The 3072-nt window shown below is 54.7% G+C and carries 3 protein-coding genes; all 3 read right to left on the bottom strand.

Annotated elements, in window-relative coordinates; all coding sequences use genetic code 11:
* Window positions 1–487: hypothetical protein (locus AC3B8H_RS19895; protein WP_488443256.1), on the bottom strand; the 487-nt coding region annotated here is incomplete at its 3' end.
* A gap of 166 nt (window positions 488–653) precedes the next feature.
* Complete coding sequence (locus AC3B8H_RS19890) at window positions 654–2690, bottom strand: cytochrome c family protein (RefSeq protein WP_488443255.1); 2037 nt, start codon at window positions 2688–2690, stop codon at window positions 654–656.
* A gap of 19 nt (window positions 2691–2709) precedes the next feature.
* Window positions 2710–3072: hypothetical protein (locus AC3B8H_RS19885; RefSeq protein ID WP_488443254.1), on the bottom strand; the 363-nt coding region annotated here is incomplete at its 5' end.

Here is a 3072-nt window from a genome sequence, read left to right as displayed (position 1 = left end):
AAAATGCGACGGATCGGCCAATGAATGTCGACAGATCGAAAACAATAGAGTTTACGCCCGGCGTGGTAGAGTCAATCAAAGCGATCAGCGCATCGCTCGAGCCCGATAAATCGTTCGCATCGTATAAATTGACCGTCAAATTGTCGGTAAACCCGCTAATGGTCTCCAGGGCATCGGCACCTAATGAAGTAAAACCGACATCAAACTTTAATAAATCGTTTCCAGCGCTAAGGACGATCGGGGAAGCAAAACCGAAGCTGCCGTCATCGCCTTGCACCAGAGTGGCCGCGAACGGATTTGCTCCTTGCCCGCCCGCTAAAACGGCGGCGCCGGCTTCCCATTGCGCGCTCCCCCCGTTGGTCAGTGCCGACCATCCGGAAAGATCGTTATCGAAACTGCCGTTAATGATGGAGCCGGCCACTACAGGATTGGCGAAACTTAATGTCGCGAGCATCAAACTTGAAAAGAATCGGCGTGTTTTCAGCATAGTCCTACATCCCGGATAAATTGTTGGACTTAATAACACTCAAATTTTGTTCCATCCCGAACATTTCCCTTAAAAATAATGAGTTATAAAACCAAGTACGGCTTGAGGTCATAACCCCATGGAAAAAGTGTAAAAAAAACCAACAATTTTCGACCAAGACAATTACTTACCCGCCGGACACCGAGCCGAGGCTATTCACCGCTTCCGGCTTAATCCGAACCGGCAAAACCAGCGATGTCGATGCCATTTCCACGATGGGCAGTTCGACTTGCTCATCCTTCAACGCCCAACGTGCGTAACGGTTATTCAATTTGCGGTAATTGACGCCGGCGGTTACAGTCAGCGGCCCTTTAATGTCGTCCGGAACGTTGAATATATAACTCGTCACGTCGGTACCGCCCGGCGGGATGATGCGCTTGAAACTGTCTCCAACCATGTTGAACAAGTCGTGGCGCCAAACCGCATTACCGACCCGATCGATCGGGATAGAGCGATAGAAATACGCAGCCGGATCAACATTGTTACCGGCATCCAATTGACCGGATTCATAGACCGTCCGACCCTGACCGTCTTTTACCAGAAAGTGTATCCAGGCTTCGTTAATATCGGTGGTCCCGCCGGGAAAGGCGTGCCCAACCTGGGCATTGGTCACCGCGACTTTCAAGGTCACCGCTTCGCCTAAATAGCAATACGCCGGCGCCTCGGTCGATGCGATCAAGGCCGGATCGACATGACGGGCGCTTTCAACCGCGTCGTCGCGATTCGGTTTGTCGATACTGATTCTGACTTGGTCGGCCGTAAGAAATTGGCGGGTTCGCTCGAGTTGCCCAAGATTCCGAGTCACCCAAGGGATAGCCGTGTTGGCGCCGACGTTAAAATGAGTCTTGATCAATCCGCTGGCATTCGCGGAAGGGTCCCTGCCCGGCTGTAACGGAAAATGGCAATCCTGACAACGGCGCTGTTGCGCGTGGGCGAAAGTCTGCCGGGTTTGACCCGAATACGGACCGTTCAGCCAAGCCGTGTAATCGTCCTGCATTTTCACCCAACCCCAATTATTAAAATCCTTATCCATAAACTGAGCATGGCAAGTCGCGCACATTTCCGACGTCGACAACACATTTCTGGCCAAATCGGCCCGGTGCTGCTCGGGTTTCAAACGAATCAGCAGATTATGCAAAAACACCGGCAGCGCTTGCTCGGCACCGTCGAACAAATAAGGCTGGGGCGGCGCGAATCGGTAACTGGCAACGCCTTTTAAGTGCTCTATGCGCTCGATGCCGTGACAAGTCATGCAACTGACGCCTTCCTGCAGATGGCCGGGCGTATCGAGTTTGCCGCCCTTGGTCAGTTGTCCGCTCAGCAATGCGGCCGGCGCATGACAGCCTTCGCAATAACGGGTGGCTTCCATGTTTTTGCGCTCGGAGAGAAGCTTGATATTGGTCTGGTAGGTTTTGTCGGAAGCCGCCTGCGAGTGAATCGACGCCTTCCACTGTTCAGCGATGTCGCGGTGACAACTGGCACACCGTTCGGAAGCGCCTATCCGCCGGGGATCGAAAAAACCGCCGGTACTGGTTTCGGTTTGACTGGGCCGAAAAGGATGCTCGCCGTAGCTGTAGAGATAAGGTTCGACGGCCGGCGCATCGCGGTAAGGGCTCGGACGCAATTGGTAAGCCGCGCTAGCCGCTAGCACCGCTGCCGCCGCGATCGCCACGGAGCCGATCACCGCCTTCCGCAATCCGCCGATTAGCGAGGGAAATCGGCTGGGTTCGTTTCGTTTTCGCCGCTCCGGCAGCGATACCGCGTGAGCCAGCACATGCCCGAGCGTCAATATCAACGCACCGATCGACAAGCCAACGTGGGATTGGAAAATCCAGCGTCCGGCTTCCGACTGGCCTTGCCAAGCGATCTGGATACCGGTCAACGCCAGCGCCAAAAACAGCAACGCAGTCAAGATACCGGAAAATGCGATCCAGGATCGCCTAAGACCTATCGTCCGCCGAAAATGCAGGATCAAATAAGGCGCAAGCAGGGCAGCAACCACCAAGCCCAGCAAGGTATGCAGCAAATACAGCCATTGTTCGGTTACCGAGAAACCTGACCAGCACCAACTGACATATCCGCTCAAGGCCAATACCGTCGTTGCGGCGACCAAGGGCCGGGCGAAGCGCCGCTCGGCGATCATTTGGCTATTCGAAACGTTCATAAGCTTCCCCGCGCACTTGTTATCTGTACAGTATATCCAACGCAGCCTGATCGCCATTGCGCAGCAAAAACTCGACAGCCAGGAAGCGAATTTCCGGGTCTTCGCCCGAATTGTCGGCGATTTTCCGTGCAAATGCGATCAAGGATTCGGCGTCGAACGCCAAAAGCTTTTCCATTGCCGCGTGACGCAGCGGGTCTTTTTTGGCCTGAGCCAAAGCAAACACTGCATTCACCGCATCCGGTTCGAGTTCCTGCGTCCACCGCGCCAGCACCGTCTGGCGGACGGATACCGCCTTCGAACGGTCCGCTAGTAGTTGTCCAGCAAGCCGGCGGCTTTCCACGTCCGATCCGGCGAACAACAATACAGGGCAAAATGCTTGAAC

The organism is Methylomonas sp. BG-2, assembly GCF_057766305.1.
This window is presented reverse-complemented; position numbering and strand designations above follow the sequence as displayed.